Annotated in this window: 22 protein-coding genes; 1 reads left to right on the top strand and 21 read right to left on the bottom strand. The window is 42.6% G+C overall.

Annotated elements, in window-relative coordinates:
• From atpD to prfA, 20 genes are all read right to left on the bottom strand, one after another.
• Window positions 1–1,422 (bottom strand): F0F1 ATP synthase subunit beta, encoded by a 1,422-nt coding sequence (gene atpD / locus R0K30_RS07095; RefSeq protein ID WP_099726498.1) that lies wholly within the window; start codon window positions 1,420–1,422, stop codon window positions 1–3.
• Between the two features lie 24 nt (window positions 1,423–1,446).
• The gene (locus R0K30_RS07090; RefSeq protein ID WP_099726499.1) at window positions 1,447–2,313 is read right to left on the bottom strand and encodes a F0F1 ATP synthase subunit gamma; all 867 of its coding nucleotides are present in this window, start codon (window positions 2,311–2,313) and stop codon (window positions 1,447–1,449) included.
• A gap of 88 nt (window positions 2,314–2,401) precedes the next feature.
• Complete coding sequence (gene atpA, locus R0K30_RS07085; protein ID WP_099726500.1) at window positions 2,402–3,910, bottom strand: F0F1 ATP synthase subunit alpha; 1,509 nt, start codon at window positions 3,908–3,910, stop codon at window positions 2,402–2,404.
• Between the two features lie 16 nt (window positions 3,911–3,926).
• A complete protein-coding gene (locus R0K30_RS07080) occupies window positions 3,927–4,472 on the bottom strand; it encodes a F0F1 ATP synthase subunit delta (RefSeq protein ID WP_099726501.1) in 546 nt (181 codons plus the stop codon).
• Entirely contained in the window at window positions 4,469–4,990 is a 522-nt protein-coding gene (atpF, locus tag R0K30_RS07075; RefSeq protein ID WP_099726502.1) for a F0F1 ATP synthase subunit B, read from the bottom strand. The genes R0K30_RS07080 and atpF overlap by 4 nt, the downstream gene beginning before the upstream one ends.
• A gap of 120 nt (window positions 4,991–5,110) precedes the next feature.
• Complete coding sequence (gene atpE, locus R0K30_RS07070) at window positions 5,111–5,323, bottom strand: F0F1 ATP synthase subunit C (RefSeq protein ID WP_003214968.1); 213 nt, start codon at window positions 5,321–5,323, stop codon at window positions 5,111–5,113.
• A 49-nt stretch (window positions 5,324–5,372) separates the two neighbouring features.
• Window positions 5,373–6,107: a F0F1 ATP synthase subunit A gene (gene atpB / locus R0K30_RS07065; RefSeq protein ID WP_003215198.1), complete on the bottom strand. Its 735-nt coding sequence runs from the start codon at window positions 6,105–6,107 to the stop codon at window positions 5,373–5,375.
• A gap of 7 nt (window positions 6,108–6,114) precedes the next feature.
• Window positions 6,115–6,498 (bottom strand): ATP synthase subunit I, encoded by a 384-nt coding sequence (locus R0K30_RS07060; protein WP_099726503.1) that lies wholly within the window; start codon window positions 6,496–6,498, stop codon window positions 6,115–6,117.
• 496 nt (window positions 6,499–6,994) lie between these two features.
• Window positions 6,995–7,624, bottom strand: coding sequence for a uracil phosphoribosyltransferase (gene upp / locus R0K30_RS07055; protein ID WP_003214553.1), 630 nt, complete (start codon window positions 7,622–7,624; stop codon window positions 6,995–6,997).
• 147 nt (window positions 7,625–7,771) lie between these two features.
• On the bottom strand, window positions 7,772–9,019 hold the full coding sequence (gene glyA, locus R0K30_RS07050) for a serine hydroxymethyltransferase (RefSeq protein ID WP_105927222.1): 1,248 nt from the start codon (window positions 9,017–9,019) through the stop codon (window positions 7,772–7,774).
• A gap of 177 nt (window positions 9,020–9,196) precedes the next feature.
• Complete coding sequence (locus R0K30_RS07045; protein ID WP_034318309.1) at window positions 9,197–9,736, bottom strand: TIGR01440 family protein; 540 nt, start codon at window positions 9,734–9,736, stop codon at window positions 9,197–9,199.
• Window positions 9,737–9,748: 12 nt separating this feature from the next.
• Window positions 9,749–10,198: a ribose 5-phosphate isomerase B gene (gene rpiB, locus R0K30_RS07040; protein WP_099726505.1), complete on the bottom strand. Its 450-nt coding sequence runs from the start codon at window positions 10,196–10,198 to the stop codon at window positions 9,749–9,751.
• 141 nt (window positions 10,199–10,339) lie between these two features.
• Window positions 10,340–10,798: a low molecular weight protein arginine phosphatase gene (locus tag R0K30_RS07035; protein ID WP_099726506.1), complete on the bottom strand. Its 459-nt coding sequence runs from the start codon at window positions 10,796–10,798 to the stop codon at window positions 10,340–10,342.
• A 63-nt stretch (window positions 10,799–10,861) separates the two neighbouring features.
• A complete protein-coding gene (locus tag R0K30_RS07030; RefSeq protein ID WP_099726507.1) occupies window positions 10,862–11,416 on the bottom strand; it encodes a manganese efflux pump MntP in 555 nt (184 codons plus the stop codon).
• Window positions 11,417–11,476: 60 nt separating this feature from the next.
• Window positions 11,477–12,529, bottom strand: a complete 1,053-nt coding sequence (locus R0K30_RS07025; protein WP_256499692.1) for an L-threonylcarbamoyladenylate synthase — start codon at window positions 12,527–12,529, stop codon at window positions 11,477–11,479.
• A gap of 161 nt (window positions 12,530–12,690) precedes the next feature.
• The gene (locus R0K30_RS07020) at window positions 12,691–13,134 is read right to left on the bottom strand and encodes a GNAT family N-acetyltransferase (protein ID WP_410609800.1); all 444 of its coding nucleotides are present in this window, start codon (window positions 13,132–13,134) and stop codon (window positions 12,691–12,693) included.
• Between the two features lie 63 nt (window positions 13,135–13,197).
• Window positions 13,198–13,854 (bottom strand): stage II sporulation protein R, encoded by a 657-nt coding sequence (gene spoIIR, locus R0K30_RS07015; RefSeq protein WP_099726510.1) that lies wholly within the window; start codon window positions 13,852–13,854, stop codon window positions 13,198–13,200.
• 232 nt (window positions 13,855–14,086) lie between these two features.
• Window positions 14,087–14,566, bottom strand: coding sequence for a hypothetical protein (locus R0K30_RS07010; RefSeq protein ID WP_099682199.1), 480 nt, complete (start codon window positions 14,564–14,566; stop codon window positions 14,087–14,089).
• 142 nt (window positions 14,567–14,708) lie between these two features.
• A complete protein-coding gene (prmC, locus tag R0K30_RS07005; RefSeq protein ID WP_410609797.1) occupies window positions 14,709–15,593 on the bottom strand; it encodes a peptide chain release factor N(5)-glutamine methyltransferase in 885 nt (294 codons plus the stop codon).
• Window positions 15,583–16,650: a peptide chain release factor 1 gene (gene prfA, locus R0K30_RS07000; RefSeq protein WP_034660298.1), complete on the bottom strand. Its 1,068-nt coding sequence runs from the start codon at window positions 16,648–16,650 to the stop codon at window positions 15,583–15,585. Before prfA ends, prmC begins: the two co-directional genes overlap by 11 nt.
• Window positions 16,651–16,859: 209 nt before the next feature.
• Between prfA and racA the strand changes: the two genes are divergently transcribed.
• A complete protein-coding gene (gene racA, locus R0K30_RS06995) occupies window positions 16,860–17,408 on the top strand; it encodes a chromosome-anchoring protein RacA (protein WP_099726513.1) in 549 nt (182 codons plus the stop codon).
• A 232-nt stretch (window positions 17,409–17,640) separates the two neighbouring features.
• Here racA and R0K30_RS06990 read toward each other — a convergent pair whose 3' ends face one another.
• Window positions 17,641–18,597, bottom strand: a complete 957-nt coding sequence (locus tag R0K30_RS06990) for an AEC family transporter (protein ID WP_099726514.1) — start codon at window positions 18,595–18,597, stop codon at window positions 17,641–17,643.
• Between the last annotated feature and the right edge of the window lies 1 nt (window position 18,598).

Below are 18,598 nucleotides of genomic sequence, written 5' to 3'. Positions count from 1 at the left end.
TTAGGCCTCTACACCCATCTCTTTGGCTTTTTCAACCACTTCTTCAATGCGTCCAACTAAGCGGAATGCATCTTCTGGAAGGTGATCGTATTTACCAGATAAGATTTCCTTGAAGCCTTTAACAGTTTCTTTCAATGGCACGTAAGAACCTTTTTGGCCAGTGAACTGTTCTGCTACGTGGAAGTTTTGAGATAGGAAGAATTGAACACGACGTGCTCTGTGTACCACAAGCTTATCGTCCTCAGATAATTCATCCATACCTAAAATGGCAATGATATCTTGTAGCTCTTTATAACGTTGCAATGTTTGCTGAACTTCACGCGCAATCGCATAATGCTCTTCGCCAACAATCTCAGGTGCAAGTGCACGAGATGTTGATGCAAGTGGATCAACCGCTGGGTAAATACCCATTTCTGTCAGCTTACGCTCAAGGTTCGTCGTTGCATCAAGGTGAGCGAACGTTGTGGCTGGAGCTGGATCCGTATAGTCATCCGCAGGTACATAGATCGCTTGAATCGATGTAACCGATCCTACGTTTGTAGACGTGATACGCTCTTGCAGCTGACCCATTTCTGTTGCAAGTGTCGGCTGATAACCTACCGCTGAAGGCATACGTCCAAGAAGGGCTGATACTTCAGAACCTGCTTGTGTAAAACGATAGATGTTATCGATGAAGAACAATACGTCTTGACCTTGTTCATCACGGAAATGCTCTGCCATTGTCAAACCAGTTAAGGCAACACGCATACGTGCACCTGGTGGCTCGTTCATTTGACCGAAGACCATCGCTGTTTTTTCGATAACGCCAGAATCTTTCATTTCGTAGTAAAGGTCGTTTCCTTCACGTGTACGCTCTCCAACACCAGCGAATACAGAAATACCGCCGTGTTCTTGTGCGATGTTGTTGATTAATTCTTGAATCAGAACGGTTTTACCTACACCGGCTCCACCGAATAGACCGATCTTTCCACCCTTGATATAAGGAGCTAGAAGGTCAACAACTTTGATACCTGTTTCAAGAATTTCAACTTCTGTAGAAAGTTGATCAAAAGAAGGCGCTTGTCTGTGGATTGGATCTCTCTGAGCTTCCACACCAAGTGGCTCATCTAAGTCAATGTTATCTCCCAGTACGTTGAATACACGTCCAAGTGTTACGTTACCAACTGGTACTGAAATTGGTGATCCAACGTCTACAGCTTCCATGCCGCGCTTAACACCGTCTGTTGATGCCATTGCGATGGTTCTCACTGTATCATCACCTAAATGTAGTGCTACTTCTAAAGTTAAGTCGATATCAACTTCACTTTCGCTTTCCGCTTTATGCGAAACTTTGATCGCATTATAAATCTCAGGCAAGTGACCATCTTCAAAACGAACGTCTACGACTGGTCCCATGATCTGACTGATGCGTCCTGTTTTCATTGCATTCCCTCCTGACAATTATTTCTATTCTAAGGCAGCTGCTCCGCCGACAATTTCTGTAATCTCTTGTGTAATCGCTGCTTGACGAGCACGGTTATAAGAGAGTGTCAGGTTGTCGATCAATTCTTTCGCGTTGTCTGTTGCACTCTTCATTGCTGTCATTCTTGCAGCATGTTCACTGGCTTTGCTGTCAAGAAGCGCACCGAAAATCAAACTCTCTGCATATTGAGGAAGGAGAACTTCTAGAATTTCTTCTTCAGAAGGCTCAAACTCATAAGATGCGGAACGTTTATTTGGTGTCGCTGCGGCCGAAAGGTCCGTTAGCGGCAATAATTTTTTCTCTGTTACTTCTTGTGAAATGGCACTGACAAAATGGTTGTAGAACATGTAAAGTTCATCAAACGCTCCATCAGAGAACATTTGAACTGTACTGCTTGCTAATTCTTTAATATCAGCAAACGCTACTTCATCACCAAGCCCTGTTACTTCAGAAATAACTGGAATACCGCGCTTTTTGAAGAAGTCGCGTCCGATTTTACCAATGACAATCACCGCATATTCATCAGCGGATTGATGACGAGATTGAATGGTTTGGTAAGCGGCACGCAAAATCGAGCTGTTAAAAGGTCCTGCAAGCCCTCGATCAGATGTAATGACGAGATACCCTGTTTTTTTGACAGGTCTTGAAAGAAGCATTGGGTGCTTAGCACTTGTTCCAGTTGCTATTGCTGCAACGACTTCTTGGATTTTCTCCATGTAAGGAACAAAAGACTTCGCATTGTTTTCAGCACGATTCAGTTTCGCAGCTGATACCATTTGCATCGCTTTTGTGATCTGACTCGATTTTTTCGTTGACGTGATCCTTGACTTAATATCGCGTAATGAGGCCAAAGATTTCACCACCTTTTTTCAGGAATCCGTGTTCATTTACGTGAAAAGAGAGAAAAAGAGAATCTTTTTCTCTCGGAAAGATTACTAATTAGTTGCTTGGCGCAAACGTACGTTTAAAGCCTTCGATTGCTGTATTCCACTCTTCATCAGCAGGCATGTTTCCTGTTTGAGAGATTGTATCGAACAAGTCTTTATGGTTTTCTTCAATGTACATGAATAACTCAGCTTCAAAACGTTTGACATCAGCAATTGCCACATCGTCTAAGTATCCTTTTGTCAGTGCATAAAGAATCGCTACTTGTTTTTCAACTTTAAGCGGTTTGTTCAAGTCTTGTTTTAAGACTTCAACTGTTCTTGCACCACGGTTTAATTTCGCTTGAGTCGCTTGGTCTAGATCAGATCCAAACTGAGCGAATGCTTCAAGCTCACGATATGAAGCAAGGTCCAAACGAAGTGTACCTGCTACCTTTTTCATCGCTTTGATTTGTGCAGAACCACCTACACGGGATACAGACAATCCTGCGTTTACTGCTGGACGTACGCCTGAGAAGAAGAGATCAGATTGTAAGAAGATCTGTCCATCTGTGATCGAAATCACGTTTGTTGGGATATATGCAGAGATATCACCAGCCTGCGTTTCTACGAAAGGCAATGCTGTGATAGAACCGCCACCCTTTTCGTCACTAAGCTTCGCTGCACGTTCTAATAAACGAGAGTGAAGGTAGAAAACATCACCAGGGAATGCCTCACGACCTGGAGGACGACGAAGCAATAATGAAAGCTCACGGTAAGCTGCCGCTTGTTTAGAAAGGTCATCATATACAACAAGTACGTGCTTGCCGTTATACATGAATTCCTCCCCCATCGTTACACCTGCATATGGAGCAAGGTAAAGAAGTGGAGCTGGCTGTGATGCAGAAGCTGTCACAACGATTGTGTAATCAAGCGCACCATGCTTACGTAGTGTTTCAACAACGCCACGAACTGTTGATTCTTTTTGTCCGATCGCTACATAGATACAGATCATGTTTTGATCTTTTTGGTTTAGGATCGTATCAATTGCAACAGATGTTTTACCTGTTTGACGGTCACCAATGATCAATTCACGCTGTCCACGTCCGATTGGAATCAAGGCATCAATCGCTTTAATTCCTGTTTGAAGCGGCTCATGTACAGATTTACGATCCATAACGCCTGGTGCTTCACTTTCGATTGGACGTGTTTTGCTTGTTAAGATTGGACCTAGTCCATCAACAGGCTGACCAAGTGGGTTCACAATACGACCGATTAACTCTTCACCTACTGGAACCTCCATGATACGACCTGTACGTTTTACGTCATCACCTTCGCGGATATCTTTGTAAGGTCCTAAAATAACGATACCTACGTTAGACTCCTCAAGGTTTTGAGCCATACCCATTACACCGTTAGAGAACTCAACCAGTTCTCCTGCCATAATGTTGTCAAGGCCATGTACACGCGCGATACCGTCCCCTACTTGAATGACTGTACCGACATCTTTTACTTCGATTTCAGATTGATAGTTTTGGATTTGCTGCTTTATCAGCGCGCTAATCTCTTCAGCTTTGATACTCACTAAGGTTTCACCCCTTCTAACGATTTTCGCCTGCAAGCTGACGTTCAATGCGGGAAAGCTTTCCGCTGACACTGCCGTCATAAATGCGGTTTCCGATACGGATTTTCACTCCGCCTATTAGATCCTTGTCAATCACATTTTCAACACGCAGTGATGTGACTCCGGCTTTTTTGGCAAATACTTCAGATAATGATTGAATTTCAGCCCCGCTAAGCGGTTTAACTGAATACACGATCGCATCGTCTATTTGTTTCGTACGGTTTGCAAGTTTCACAAACTCAGACGTCATTTCAGGAAAAATATTCGTGCGTCCGCGGTCAATCAGTAAATACATTGTGTGCAATACATAAGTTGAAACACCTTTGAAAGCTTCTGCAATCAAATGTTTCTTTTTGTCTGCCGTAATCTTCGGATGAACAAGAAAGTCGTTCAGTTCTTGATCAGCCTTTAGCACTTTTTTGATCTCATTCAGCTCTTTTTCAGTTTCGTCTACTGCCGAAGAAGCAAGAACGATGTCAAAAAGAGCAGAAGCGTAACGCTTAGAGACAATAGTTACGCTCATCGGCTTTCGCCTGCCTCTTTAAGATACTCTTGGATCAATTTCTCTTGTGCTTGCTCATCAAGTTCTTTTTCAATCACTTTAGAAGCAATTAGCACAGATAGTGATGCAACCTGCTCACGCAGCGCAGCCACAGCTTGTTCTTTTTCTTTCACGATTTCAGTTCTAGCAGATTCTTTCAAGCGCTCTGACTCTTGACGTGCTGCTTGAATGATTTCTTCTTTTTGTTTCTCACCAAGCTTTTTCGCATTTTCGATGAGTGTATGTGATTCTTCACGTGCTTCTTTCAATAAAACACGTTGTTCTTCAAGAAGATTTTCAGCTTGAACATGCTTTTGTTCAGCACTTGAAATTTCATTTCCTATATAATCTTCACGCTGCTTCATAATACCTAATAAAGGTTTAAGCGCAAATTTCTTTAAAAGTGCAAGCAGGATGAGCATAGCGATCAGCTGGAATAACATATCCCCGGCGTTGAAACTTAAGCCTCCTGCTCCTAAAACCACTGGTAACTGAGACATTTAGTACGGCAACTCCCTTCTTCAAATAATATGTTAAGAAACAAAACATAAAGGAATGGCGAAGTTTCGAACTAATCTGATCTTCGCCATTAAAATTCATATTAGAACGCTTCTCACATATTAACCAAAGAATGCCAAGAATGCGATAACGACAGCGATAATTGGAAGTGCCTCAACTAAAGCGACCCCGATGAACATAAGTGTTCTTAGTTCTCTACCAGCTTCTGGCTGACGGGCGATTCCTTCAACTGTTTTAGATACGATTAGACCGTTACCAATACCTGCTCCTAGTGCTCCTAAACCGATTGCAATTGCTGCTGCTATTAAATTCATTAAAAAGCTCCTCCTTTAAAATAACGTCCTTTTTGGACTCTCAATTTTTTTAGTGTTCGTCGCTGACTTTATGGGATATGTACACCATTGTCAGCATGGTGAAGATAAATGCCTGGATTGTTCCGACAAACAAACTGAATGCCTGCCATACAATCATCGGCACGATGGCACCTAATGTACCAACGATACCAAGCGCAATGTTTTGCGTGTAGAAATTGGTCGCAAGTCCTGCAAGTAAACCAAGAAGAATCTCTCCAGCGAAAATATTTCCGTAAAGACGCAAACCAAGTGTTAGCGTGTTTGCAAATTCTTCAATAAGTTTCAATGGTACTAAAAGCGGAATTGGTCTAAAGTAGTCTTTCGTATATTCCTTGACTCCTTTTGCCTTGACACCGTAGTAATGTGTTAATCCCATGACCATAATCGCTAGTGTCATTGTGATTGCTGGGTCTGCTGTTGGTGATTTCCACCACAAGTTGTGATCGACCGTAATCGAGAATGGCAGTCCAAGCATGTTTGAAACAAATATGTACATGAGTAATGTAACGCCAAGCGCTAGAAATGGGGCTCCTGTTTTCATGTCCATCGAACTACCTATGATATTTCGAACAAAATCAACAATCCATTCCATGAAGTTCTGCGCCTTTGTCGGACGAATAGACAGAACACGAGTAGTCAGCACCGCTATGAGAAGAACGATGATACTAGCAATCGTAATCATGAGAACATTGGATAAGTTGAACGTTAACCCTAAAAATTCTGTAGTTTTTGAACTGTGACCCAAAGAGTATTCACCTCTCTTCCATAGTAGAACGTTTAAGTTGAATGAAGGAATCTATCATAATGACAGGATATATTGTCATTAATCCTATAACAACACCTGCCAGATGAACTTCATTAGGGTAACGCCAAGCAATCGCTACTGCGAGAATCGCGTTGGCCCACCTGGCTGTACTTCCCATTGAACGAATGGATTTTCCTTTTTTAACCGCCCGATCAAAAGCGTGCATTCTCCGTATAAGTAGGAATAAATTAAAGAAAGCAAAAATTGTGCCGATAATGAAACCGAGGAACAGTGGTTTAAAACCAGGCATGGCATAGCCAAACACAAAAATTGCCAATAGATACAACATGTATTTACTCTGTCTGCGGAAAATCGCGTTTGGATCGTTCATTCATCTGACTCCCGATGAAAAATATTGTAAAAAAGGTGATAAATGGTGATGAAAACTGCGTAGAAGACGCTGATGATAAGACGTCCTGTTCGAAAAAAATCAATCACCCATCGGTCTAATTACACAATCAGACTTGGAATCTTTAGATCTATGGGATGCTGCTTCATTCGCTGATACAAACCCTGATAATTAAAGGGTTCACAATGAGGATTAGTAGAGTGCTATAGGCTATGAAAACCTTACCATAATACCCTCGTTTAGCATACAATAGCGTCTATGATGTGTCAATCCGTTGAAAGTTAAAAAACTTTTCTATAATGATAGAGCACACAAAATGTTCACAATTTCATCAAACTTTAGGAGACACGTGACATTCATTGAAAAAAACAGCTAATGTTCAGTATACATTGATTTTTCTAAGAACGATATCAACCGTTTGTCATATTTTTCAAAAAACCCACATGCACGTTTGCATGTGGGTTTCATTTGAACATTCTTATTTTGTTCCATACATACGGTCACCAGCATCACCAAGGCCTGGGATGATGTAACCTTTTTCGTTTAATTTCTCATCTAATGCTGCAATGTAGATATCCACATCTGGATGATGTTTTTGCATTTCTTCTACACCTTCAGGGGCAGCAATCAGACACATGAAGCGGATGTTTTTCGCACCGCGTTTTTTCAAGCTGTTTAACGCTTCGACTGCTGAGCCGCCAGTTGCAAGCATTGGGTCTACGACGATAAATTCACGCTCTTCCACATCAGATGGAAGCTTCACATAATATTCAACAGGCTTTAATGTTTTCGGATCACGGTATAAACCGACATGTCCCACTTTAGCAGCTGGAATGAGCTTCAAAATCCCGTCTACCATTCCAAGACCTGCTCTTAAAATTGGCACAACACCGAGTTTTTTCCCTGAGATCACGTTTGATTTAGCTACTTGTACAGGTGTTTCTACATCTACCTCTTCAAGCGGTAAGTCTCTTGTGATTTCGAATGCCATTAATGTGGCGACTTCATCCACTAGCTCTCTAAATTCTTTTGTTCCTGTATGAACGTCACGAATATATGTAAGTTTGTGCTGAATTAGCGGGTGATCAAATACATAAACCTTTGCCATTGCTTGCTACAACTCCTTCTCTGTCATCTTCCGGTGAACTTTGCACACTTCCTACAATTCTACATAAAAAGACATCATCTTTCAATATGATTCGCAAATCCTACAAAAAAAACCCACATGCCAAAAATAGGCAAATGGGTCTGCTTTTTAATAATCTAATTCATTATATAGAGGGAAGCGGGCAGTGAGATCAGACACACGCTTTTTCGCCTCTTCTAATTTCGCTTCATCTTCATGATGTTTCAGAGCAAGCGCAATAATGGAACCAACTTCTTTCATCGCTTCTTGATCGAACCCGCGGCTTGTCACTGCTGCTGTACCTACACGTACACCACTTGTGACAAATGGTTTCTCTGGATCATAAGGAATCGCATTTTTGTTCACTGTGATGCCGATTTCATCTAGAACATTTTCTGCAATTTTCCCTGTGATGCCAAGAGTACGCAAGTCGATGAGAACTAGATGGTTATCTGTTCCACCAGATACAAGCTGAATATCCTCAGATAAAAGTGTTTCAGCTAGTTGTTTTGCGTTATCAATCACGTTTTGTGCATATGTTTTGAAATCTCCGTTCAATACTTCACCGAAAGAAACAGCTTTTGCAGAGATGACATGCATCAGTGGTCCACCTTGAATACCAGGGAAGATCGATTTGTCGATCTTTTTACCAAACTCTTCACGGCATAGAATCATTCCGCCGCGAGGTCCGCGTAAGGTTTTGTGTGTTGTCGTTGTCACAAAATCTGCGTAAGGAACTGGATTTGGATGAAGACCTGCTGCAACAAGACCCGCAATGTGAGCCATGTCGACCATAAAGTAAGCACCGACTTCATCAGCAATTTCACGGAACTTTTTGAAATCAATTTGACGCGGGTATGCACTTGCACCCGCAACGATTAGCTTCGGCTTATGCTCACGTGCTTTTTCAAGTACATCTTGATAGTCGATATGCTGTGTTTCTTTATCTACACCATATTCTACAAAGTTGTATTGTACACCGCTAAAATTTACAGGGCTTCCGTGTGTTAAATGCCCACCATGTGATAAGTTCATGCCTAGCACTGTATCGCCATGCTCAAGAATTGTAAAGTATACGGCCATATTCGCTTGAGCACCTGAGTGAGGCTGTACGTTCACATACTCAGCGCCAAAAATTTCTTTTGCGCGATCACGTGCGATATCTTCTACAACGTCTACATGTTCACAGCCGCCATAGTAGCGTTTACCAGGGTAGCCCTCAGCATATTTGTTTGTTAAAACTGAGCCCTGTGCTTCCATGACTGCTTCGCTTACGAAGTTTTCTGATGCAATTAATTCGATTTTGTCCTGCTGGCGTTTCCGCTCTAGTTGAATTGCTTTGAATACTTGTGCGTCTTGCTCAGGTAAATGTTTCATCAGCGAAATCCTCTCCAATCTATTTCCATTCGATGTTTTCACCATCTCATTGTACACGGTTTTTGAGTAAAATGTAAAAGTTTTTTTTGGAAAATGGACTTCTTTTTTATGAAAAACCGAATATTAAAGGGGTGAAGCGTCTTCATCATTCAACATTATATTAGAAATATAATCGAGCTATGATCTTGTATAAACTGCTCGTTCTCCGCCAATCAGCTTCGGACGTGTTTTCGCAAACGTCACGTGCGCTTGTCCTAATTGATGTCGACTAAGACGGACAGGAACGGCTACTCGCTTTAAGTGCATTCCAATCAATGTATCGCCGATATCAATTCCTGCATGCGCCGTAATGGATTCAACTAACACAGGGTGTTCCATTTGCTGATACGCATGAGCCGCCATAGAACCCCCCGCCTTACGAACAGGTACTGCGGCCACAATTTCTAGGTTCAGCCGGAAAGCCACTTCTTCTTCAACGACGAGGGCACGATTGAGATGCTCGCAGCACTGGAAGGCCAGCTCAATACCAGTCTCTCTTCTTAGCTGGTCCAGCTCTTGATAGATGGCCTCCGCAATTTGCTCGCTTCCTGCTGTACCAATATGTTCGCCAGCCACTTCCGACGTACTGCAGCCAATCACTAAAATTTGGCCAGCACGCAGTTCGACTGCTTGATGAAACTCTTTTAACATTTCAAGCCAATCTTGACCAATGTTCATGTTAAGCGCTCCTTATAGGTGCTTTTCTTCGTAATCAGCGATTTTACCAATCCGCGTAGCATGACGTCCTGCCATAAATTCTGTCGTCAGCCAAATGTGTGCGATCTCACGTGCTAGTCCCGGTCCAATGACACGTTCTCCCATCGCAAGAACATTTGTATCATTATGTTCTCTCGTTGCTTTCGCACTAAATGTATCATGTGCCAGCGCACAGCGAATGCCTTTCACTTTGTTTGCTGAGATGCTCATGCCGATGCCTGTCCCGCAAATTAAAATACCACGATCGACTTCTCCGTTTGCCACCATATTGGCTACAGGAAAAGCATAATCTGGGTAGTCTACAGATCCTGATCCACATTCACAACCCATATCAATGTATTCAATCTTCAATTCATCCATCAGTTGCTTGATTTCTTCACGAATATTCGTTCCGCCGTGATCGGATGCAATGGCTACTTTCATCGGGCTATTCCTCCTAAGGGTGAGTTGATCTGTCATGTCTTACATTCATTCTTTATTCACAGTTATATTTTAACCTCTGCCTAGTCATTTGCAAACAAAAGCAGAAAAACCGTTTTCGCAACGGTTTTACAGGTTGTCCATTTATGAGGATGTTCTATCCTTTTTCAGTTTTTCAGCCAGCTGATAAAGCAATGCTTCTAGTTCATCACGTGTTTCCTGATAAACAGCAAGACTTCCTCCAAATGGATCGGATACATCGCCTTCTGTCCCTGTCGCAAATTCCTTTAATGTGAAAACCTTCTCTTTTGCATGTGCATATTGCTCCACAATCAACTGTTTATGCTGAATCGTCATGGTGAAAACGTAATCAGCTTCGTGAAGAAGATCCTCTGTCAGCAATGACGATGAGTGATTGAGTGGAATGCTTTTCTCAAATAATGCTTCGACCGCTTGCGGAGAAGCCTTCCCCTCATTCGAGGCAAAGATGCCCGCTGATTTTACAGTGGCCTGCAAACCTTTTTCATCCGCAATTGAAGCAAAAAGGGCTTGAGCCATCGGACTTCTGCATGTATTTCCAGTACAAACAAATAAGATATTCATCATTCGCCCTCCTTTTCTTCTATTATATAGGATTTCATTCTACATGTTATGTAAGGAGACTGGCTATAGCGGGAATAATAATTTGATTCCAAAGGCTAGTAAAATGATGCCGCCAAGCGCCCCGCTATATGAACCAATCCATGAACGGACCTGTTTACCGAGTAATAATCCGAGCCACGTAAGCATCATACTAAAAAAACCAAACAATAAAATGGTCATCCACACCCGAGAACCGTAAATTCCCAGGCTTAAGCCAACGGAGAAACTGTCTAAGCTCACACTTGTCGCAAAAAGAACGAGACCAGTACCAACAGGCGCGATAAATGGTTTATCCTCTTTTCGGATAGACGCAATGATCATTTGCAGCCCCAGCACCAAAAGCAGCGCCCCTCCGATATAGGTTGCAAGGAGACCGAGCCAACCAGATAAAAGCTGACCTGTCAGCATGCCAAAAAGCGGCATAAACATATGAAATATCCCAATGACAAGTCCAATATAAATGATCTGGCGGAACCTCAGCTGAATCATCCCCATCCCAAGTCCAACCGAAAAGGCATCCATCCCAAGCGCAAAAGCCATGATACTGAGTGTCAGCAATTCGCCAGCTAGTTCGTTCATGTAAATCCCCCTTGGACACGCATTCTCCTTTAACCTATGTTTGTCCAAGAAAGGTTAGAACTATTTGACCGAAGAGAGTGTACGCCCTCCTGCCGCTTTTTGCAGACGGTTCATAATGGCAGAACCAACACCCTGCTCTGAAAAGGCTTCTGAAATGATCATGTCTACATCCGTCTCATCAAATTGTCTCAGCACACGATATAGGTTTGCAGCAACAGTTTCAGGCTTCTCTCTCCATCCACAACTGTAAACAACATCTGCCGTAAACAACGATTTCTTTTCTTCTGTTGTGAGTACACCAACTTTTTTCCCCTCAGCCTGGTACTTTTGAATGTGACGCTGCATCTCTTCATCACTTCCATAAAAGATATACATATGTGCTTCAGGTGCATAATGTGTGTATTTCATCCCTGGCGATACTGGTGCCTCGTCCTTTTTCGTTAACCCTGGATCGACGCTGACTGTCCCCACTACTTCTTCTAAAGCTTCTTTTGTAATACCGCCCGGCCTTAAAATCACTGGAATTTCGTCTACACAGGATACAACCGTTGACTCAACGCCAATACCAGTAGAACCACCATCGACAATCCCAGCAATTCTTCCATCGAGATCACTCGCTACATGGTCAGCTAGTGTCGGTGATGGTTTCCCTGAGCGATTGGCACTCGGTGCGGCAATTGGCAGACCAGCTGCTCGGATAAGTTCAAGTGCAATGGGATGATCAGGCATTCTCACGCCAACTGTGGATAGACCCGCTGTGACCTGCTTTGATAAAGTGCCCGGTTTACATGGAAGAACAATGGTTAAGGCACCCGGCCAAAAGGCATCCATCAGCGCCTTCGCTTTTTCATTTTCTATTTGTGCAAATTCATGAAGCTGCTGAACGTCCGCAATGTGGACAATCAACGGATTATCACTTGGACGCCCTTTCGCTTCATAAATTTTCATGACGGCCTCTGTCTCTTTCGCATTTGCCCCTAGTCCGTAAACGGTCTCTGTCGGGAAAGCGACCACTTCGTTTTGCTGTAACAGCAGGGCTGCCTGTTCAATTTGTGGATAGTATGTGGATAAATCCTTTTCTAAATCCACAGACCACCTTTTTGTATTTAACATCATACAAACTCCTTTTAAAAAAGATAAAACTGTTGATATATCTCAATTATCCTTTTGAAAGTATAAAAGATGACGCTAAATAAAACAAGCGTTGTCCACAATTTGTGGATAACGCTCGTTTAACAGTGGATAAGTATGTGAATAAGTCCAGTGCTTTGTGATTAACTGACCTTTTTTTGCAGTACCACGGCCTGTTCTTTCCCCAATGACTCTTTTGCATGCGCAGATACCAACACGCTATCCGGAATGCTCTTTAAAGGTGTGAATCCCATTAATGCTAAAAAGTCATGTGAGGATGAATGGTTTGCTACGACATAAAAGGTATCCACACCTATTTTTTCTCCCAGCGTTTGAACACTTTGGAATAAAGAAACAATGTGCCCCTGACCAAGTTTATCTGAAATGACAAGTGACCGCAGTAACCCCTCTTGTTCATTAAGCCGTTCAAGACCTAAGCAGCCTGCCAGCTGCCCGTCCCCATCTTCCATGACAACAAAAGTCGTACACTCTGCAATCGTTACTCCGCCTTTCGCTTGTCCCTTTTCAAGAAACGCATTGATAGCTGGGGCATCATCTTCTGTGGCTATTCTTAATTGATAATACATGCTTTCACCTCTTTTTGATCTCTTACTTCAACTCTATGAGGCAAAAACAGATTTATACCTTTTTTAAGAGAAAAGACTAGAGACCCATTCGAACAGAAAGAATTTCACTTCTCCAGTCTCTTCCTCCTCTTCTTTCACCACTTCATTGACGGACTCACCTGTTTGCTGCTCTGCCATTTGGTCTTCACCATCCCCTTCTGGCGAGGCAATCGCTTCTCCATTTGAAAAGTCGATAAAGCAGAGAGGCGGGAATAACACACACCACCAATTGGCTCCGTCCCCTTCCCCAAGCGTAATTAAAATGGCTTCATATTTCCCAGCAGGATAGACGAAATTTCCATAAAGCTTTGTTGGAAAAGAAGCTTTTTGAAAACTCACTGATACGGATTGATCAATGTGTTGTTCTTTCAATTTTGCTTTCGCAATACGATTGATTTCTGGCAGCTTTGAACGAATGACACGTCTTGCTTCTTCAATGGATGTCAGGTCTTTGACCCACTCGGTCATATTGGCATTGACCTCATCTCGAATGCTTCTTTTCACATCCTGATCCGCCGATCGATCACTATTTGCTAAAATCCGTAATCGAATCGCTTCATCTGGTATCACAACAGGCTGGTTTGCAGAAGCAGCCGCTGTCTCCTCCCGGCCAAGGTTTGCAAAAGCACCGCATAATAATAGAAACATATAAAGACAAATCATCATTTTACTTTTCAACATGATGTGTTCCCCCCACTTTTTCTCTTCGCTACAAACATTGTGTCCAGGAAACTCATCTCTTAAACAGCAAACATGATTTTTTTAATAGATTCTGAGTCAAACTTCCGTTCAGCGTAATAGAAAGCCCTTGAAGTCTAGGAAGGACGAGTTCCGGAGCGAATGAACGATTCGCTAGCACCGGCACGTGATAAAGAACATGAGGGTTTGTCTACACGCTGAAAAGCCGTTCAATTTAAGAACGGCTTTGGAGTGAGGATTGGTAGTCAGAGGGGTACAGTCTCCCATCCCAATCACGGCTGATTTTCAAACCTGATTCTGTTTGGATGACAGTCATTGCCCCCTTTTTCTCAATTTCTTTTTTGACTTTTCCGTTTTGATCAATAAATTGAATGATCATTTCATAGTCAAATTCAATTCTGTCATCGCTTTCATCTGAAGGCGTAAACGTAATTTTTTTCAGCTTAATTTGACAATCTTGATCCTTGGCTGCTTCTAATACGTTTGGAAACATGCTGTCTTGTGTATATTCCTGATATTCATGCTCGGTTAAATAAAACTTCAACTTCTCCTTCATGTCAGATAGGTCATCCGTTCGATTCACTGTGTATTGTGCTTTTTTATAGCTTTCTCCAAATGCTGCTGCCTCTTTTTTAAAGCTCGGTTTACCGCAAGCACTCACAATCAATAGTACACTGACGATGACCAACACCATCGCATACCTTCTGTTCACACCATTCGCTCCTTCAAAACAAATTTATGTAAAAAAATCATGATCAGAATGTTCATTCTTTTATATATACGTTTCTCTTTTACCATAAGTTTCATCTTTACATAATAAAATAGTCCGACTTTATTCAGCCGGACTTTTCGTTTTGAATGTGTGCGCAAACAGCTCGGTCCTTCTCGTTAATATCCTTAACGATGCGAACATCAGCTGCAGGAAATGCCTGCATGAGAAGCGCTTTTACATCTTGCGCTTGCGTGTGTCCAATTTCAAAGACGACCACCGCCTGCTCGCTCAGTACGTTGTGGAGATCATGAACGAGCCGCTGGTAAAACCACAGACCGTCACGTCCATCCGTCAGCGCATTGACTGGCTCATGCTTTGTGACAACCTCTGATAGACTGTCCATTTCTTCTACGGCAATATAGGGTGGATTGGAAATAAACAAATCCACTTTGATGCCTTGATCTATGACTGGTTCAAGTAAATCTCCATGTAAAAAATGAACGTCTGCACCAAGCGCTTGTTGATTCCGCTTCGCTACTGCAAGTGCATCACGTGAGATATCAGTCGCTGTGACAGATAGAGATTCCTTTTCAAGAGCTAACGTAATGGCGATTGCCCCGCTTCCTGTACCAACATCAACTGCTTTGAGCGGCTGATCGTGCGGGAATACGTCACCTGCCATATTGAGCGCTGCCAGTACGACTTCTTCCGTTTCAAGGCGAGGAATGAGCACATGTTTGTTCACCTCGAAGGGACGACCATAAAAGAATTCAATGCCTGTTAAATGCTGCACAGGCACTCCAAGTTTGTGCTGTGTGACAAACTCGCTGAACAGTCGATCTTTCTCTTCTGGCAGCGGGTCATGAAAACGCGCAAGAAGTTCACTTCTGCTCCATCCAAGTACATGCATCAGAAGAAGCTCTGCTGCATTTTGATCTCTACCGGCTTCCGTTAACAAAGAAGAAGCCCATTTAAGGGCTTCAAAGATCGTTCGCTGATTATTTTGCATTTTGAAGCTTTCTTGCTTGGTCTTCCATAATTAAAGCATCTATGACCTCGTCAAGTTTTCCTTCTAAAATTTGATCAAGCTTTTGAATCGTCAACCCGATGCGGTGGTCCGTTACACGGTTTTGCGGGAAATTATACGTACGGATACGCTCTGAACGATCCCCTGTTCCAACAGCAGATTTACGTGTTTGATCATATTCAGCTTGTGCTTCACGCTGGAATTTATCATAAATTCTCGCCCGTAACACTTTCATTGCTTTTTCTTTGTTTTTGATTTGCGACTTCTCATCCTGACAGGATACAACGACACCTGTTGGAAGGTGAGTTAATCGAACAGCAGACATGGTCGTGTTTACACTCTGTCCGCCAGGTCCGCTTGATGTGAAAGTATCTACACGGATGTCTTTTTCATGGATATCAATTTCAACTTCTTCAGCCTCAGGCAAGACAGCAACTGTCGCTGTTGATGTATGAATCCGTCCGCCTGATTCTGTTTCTGGAACACGCTGCACGCGGTGAGCACCGTTTTCAAACTTTAGTTTGGAATATGCGCCTTTCCCGCTGATCATAAAGATAATCTCTTTATAACCGCCAGTTCCAGTCACACTCGCTTCCATGACTTCCGTTTTCCAGCCTTGCATTTCAGCATAACGGCTATACATACGGTAAAGATTTCCGGCAAAAAGCGCGGCCTCTTCCCCTCCTGCTGCACCACGAACCTCCACAATAACGTTTTTGTTGTCGTTCGGATCTTTCGGGATCAGCAAGATTTTCAGCTCGTCTTCTAAACGTTCCGTTTCCTCTGTGAGCTCTGAAATTTCTTCTTTGACCATGTCGCGCATCTCGGCATCCAGCTTTTCTTCCAGCATTGCTTTCGCTTCGCTCAACTGGTCGTATGCCGCACGATATTGTCTATATACCTCAACAGTTTCTTGAATATCGGATTGTTCCTTCGAATATTCACGAAGCTTCTTAGGGTCGTTCACCACTTCAGGATCACTTAAATATTCATTTAGCTTTTCATAGCGTTCTTCGATTGATTTTAAACGGTCTAACATGGTCTTCACCTCTGTTTTGTGCGTAACAGTCTAATTATAGTATAGCGGGGTATGACAGTCAAAAAAATTTCCAAAACAATTGATTTTCTGCGATTTTTCGCTAGAAAGCACGATCTTTGGCGATTGGTTACTTGTTTTGTCTAACGTGAAGGAACAGGTCCTCCCTGAAGAGAATGGTACTTATAATTGAAAAAAGGAGGGCATTTGGTTTGAATACAAATGAGGTTGCAAAAGAAATTGGTGTTTCTTCAAAAACGATTCAGCGTTGGGTTAAACAGCTCAACATCCCTGTCGCCCGGAATGAACTTGGACATTATGAATTTCATGAAGATATTGTACAGCTGCTAAAAGAAGTCAAACACCAAATGAGTGAAGGGGTGATCCTCCAAGACATTCGACTGCCAATCCATGAGGAAACAGTTCGTCAGTTATCGTCTGCTGTAGAAACTGATGAATCTACACAAAGGTTTGAAGCATTAGAAGAGCAAGTGAAGCAGCTACTTCAGCAGCAATCACACGTCCATGACGTTGAAGTGCGTTTACAAGAGCTCGAACGGAAGCTGGCTAAAAAAGCAGATGAAGGTGTGTCCTATCAGCTGCTCCAGCATCGTAGAGAAATTGAAGATTTAACCACTAAACTTGAACGCCTCGCAGCCACACTCAAACAACCGTCTCAAGTAGAAGAAGACAAGGAAATCGAGCGCCCTAAGATCAAAAAGAAGCGTATGCTTTTCCCTCTGTTTCATTCATTTCGCTAAGAAAGGCTGCCTGGTTAGGCAGCCTTAGATTGTTGACAAAGGGCTAAAATAATCTTTATTTTAGCCCTTTGTCTTCTTTTCAGCGTGATAGAAAACCTTTGCAGTCTAGGAAGGACGAGCACTGGAGCGGAGCGAATTTGACATTCGTGAGCACCAGCGCGCAGGACTGACAACGAATGCGAGGGTTTGTCTACACGCTGAGGCTGCCTGGTTAGGCAGCCTTTCTACTATATTATACGGTAAGTGCAATAATGATCGGTAATGTAATTAATGACATGATTGCACTGATGACAAATGCGGATGCAGTCTCCGCTTCTTGTTTTTCAAATCGTGTTGCGATCATCGCTGCAACGGCTGAACCTGGGAAGGCAACAAGTAATACAGCTTTTGTAATTTCATCTGCCGAAAGACCCATAAGAATGGCGATAAAATACATAAGTAATGGTTGTACAGCTACTTTTAGCAATGCGATACTGAATGCTGGTAGGCTGAATTTAATCTTACGGATACCAACAGTGACACCGACTGCAAATAGCGCAACCCCTGATGTAACACTTCCAATTTCCTCTAACATTTCGTGTCCGATTTCAGGAAGTTTAAATCCTAAAAGAACAAGAATGATACTCGCTAGTGGTGCAAGTGCAAGCGGCTCTGATAAACCGTGCAAAATGGCTTTTGTTGTCATTTTCAAGAAGCTTTCGCCGTCTTTGGCTTTTCCTTTTGTTTTTTCACCGACAGTTGACACAATAATCGCAATTGGATCAAGCAATGCATTTACAACTATTCCGGTAATTGCAATCGGAATTGCAACTTCTTGGGCCCCAAATAAACTGCCTAGGACCGGAATCCCCATAAATGCAAAGGTCGGTTGAGCTGAGTTTAACGAAAAGATAGATGAATCTGTTAAATCATATTTAAAAGCAAATTTCGTAACAAGAAGGATAATGATATAAAAACCAACGATTCCTAAAATCAATGCAACGAAGAACGGAATTTGACTATAGAATTTATCTTTTGGTGTTGACAGAATGCTGGCGATAAAGTGCGCTGGCAAAGCATACTTTGTAACAAGTGTGCTTACACCTTTTGCAGATTTAGCGTCATAGCTGCCGAAGTTCCCTGCGAACCAACCCAGCGCGATAACGAAAAAAATCGGTGCTAGGAGGATCAAAATATTTAAAAAGTCCATC

The organism is Bacillus sp. SIMBA_154 (genome assembly GCF_046536015.1).
Lineage (GTDB): Bacteria > Bacillota > Bacilli > Bacillales > Bacillaceae > Bacillus > Bacillus pumilus_P.
The sequence above is the reverse complement of the archived record's forward strand: the minus strand, read 5'-3'. Positions and strand labels throughout refer to the sequence as shown.

Bases quoted from the DNA above. Each gene is read 5' to 3' on its own strand.
- prmC (WP_410609797.1), bottom strand. From the start codon at position 15,593: ATGCAAAATAATCAGCGAACGATCTTTGAAGCCCTTAAATGGGCTTCT.
- R0K30_RS06990 (WP_099726514.1), bottom strand. From the start codon at position 18,597: ATGGACTTTTTAAATATTTTGATCCTCCTAGCACCGATTTTTTTCGTT.
- R0K30_RS07020 (WP_410609800.1), bottom strand. From the start codon at position 13,134: ATGTATTATCAATTAAGAATAGCCACAGAAGATGATGCCCCAGCTATC.
- R0K30_RS07060 (WP_099726503.1), bottom strand. From the start codon at position 6,498: ATGAACGATCCAAACGCGATTTTCCGCAGACAGAGTAAATACATGTTG.
- spoIIR (WP_099726510.1), bottom strand. From the start codon at position 13,854: ATGTTGAAAAGTAAAATGATGATTTGTCTTTATATGTTTCTATTATTA.
- R0K30_RS07045 (WP_034318309.1), bottom strand. From the start codon at position 9,736: ATGAACATTGGTCAAGATTGGCTTGAAATGTTAAAAGAGTTTCATCAA.
- R0K30_RS07035 (WP_099726506.1), bottom strand. From the start codon at position 10,798: ATGAATATCTTATTTGTTTGTACTGGAAATACATGCAGAAGTCCGATG.
- prfA (WP_034660298.1), bottom strand. From the start codon at position 16,650: ATGTTAGACCGTTTAAAATCAATCGAAGAACGCTATGAAAAGCTAAAT.
- atpE (WP_003214968.1), bottom strand. From the start codon at position 5,323: ATGAATTTAATAGCAGCAGCAATTGCAATCGGTTTAGGAGCACTAGGA.
- R0K30_RS07010 (WP_099682199.1), bottom strand. From the start codon at position 14,566: ATGGTGTTGGTCATCGTCAGTGTACTATTGATTGTGAGTGCTTGCGGT.
- atpF (WP_099726502.1), bottom strand. From the start codon at position 4,990: ATGTCTCAGTTACCAGTGGTTTTAGGAGCAGGAGGCTTAAGTTTCAAC.
- R0K30_RS07030 (WP_099726507.1), bottom strand. From the start codon at position 11,416: ATGAACGAACTAGCTGGCGAATTGCTGACACTCAGTATCATGGCTTTT.
- rpiB (WP_099726505.1), bottom strand. From the start codon at position 10,198: ATGAAAGTAGCCATTGCATCCGATCACGGCGGAACGAATATTCGTGAA.
- atpD (WP_099726498.1), bottom strand. From the start codon at position 1,422: ATGAAAACAGGACGCATCAGTCAGATCATGGGACCAGTCGTAGACGTT.
- R0K30_RS07080 (WP_099726501.1), bottom strand. From the start codon at position 4,472: ATGAGCGTAACTATTGTCTCTAAGCGTTACGCTTCTGCTCTTTTTGAC.
- R0K30_RS07025 (WP_256499692.1), bottom strand. From the start codon at position 12,529: ATGTTAAATACAAAAAGGTGGTCTGTGGATTTAGAAAAGGATTTATCC.
- glyA (WP_105927222.1), bottom strand. From the start codon at position 9,019: ATGAAACATTTACCTGAGCAAGACGCACAAGTATTCAAAGCAATTCAA.
- upp (WP_003214553.1), bottom strand. From the start codon at position 7,624: ATGGCAAAGGTTTATGTATTTGATCACCCGCTAATTCAGCACAAACTT.